This window comes from Teichococcus vastitatis (assembly GCF_003604215.1).
Taxonomy (GTDB): Bacteria; Pseudomonadota; Alphaproteobacteria; order Acetobacterales; family Acetobacteraceae; genus Pseudoroseomonas; species Pseudoroseomonas vastitatis.
This window is the reverse complement of the sequence record NZ_QXGS01000236.1, coordinates 1-562: the sequence shown is the minus strand read 5'-3', so window position 1 is coordinate 562 and position 562 is coordinate 1. Positions and strand designations below refer to the sequence as shown.

1 pseudogene is annotated in these 562 nt (G+C 65.8%); it reads left to right on the top strand.

The features are described from left to right. Positions 1-73: 73 nt before the first annotated feature. Positions 74-562, top strand: a pseudogene (locus D2K64_RS25885) (transposase); the annotation flags it as partial.

Below are 562 nucleotides of genomic sequence, written 5' to 3'. Positions count from 1 at the left end.
TGGACACTTCGAAAAACCTCGCGGCTGAGGCGCGAAGCTGATTCACTGTCGCGGGTCAACGGGGGCAATGGCGATGGCTGAGCAGCCGGGCTTCTTCGACGTCGATGAGCGGTATGGGGCCCTGTCCGCAGCGGGCGACCCACTGGAGCGGCTCGCGGCCGTGGTCGACTTCGAGATCTTCCGCCCCGTGCTGAATGCGGCATTGGCGCGATCGGATCGTAGCCGCGGCGGACGTCCGCCCTACGACGTCGTGCTGATGTTCCGCATCTTGGTGCTTCAGGCGCTCTACAGCCTCTCCGACGAGCAGGCGGAGTTCTAACTGCGGGACCGGCTGTCCTTCATGCGCTTCGCGGGCCTCGGGCCGCACCAAGCGGTGCCGGACGGCAAGACGATCTGGCTCAAACCGCGAACAGCTCAAGCAGGCAGGCGCCATCGAAGGGTTGTTCCGCCGCTTCGATGAGGTGCTGGCGGATCAGGGCTTCCTCGCCACGGGCGGGCAGATCATTGACGCTACCCTGATCGCCGCGCCACGCCAGAAGCTCACCGTGGAGGAGAAGGCCAC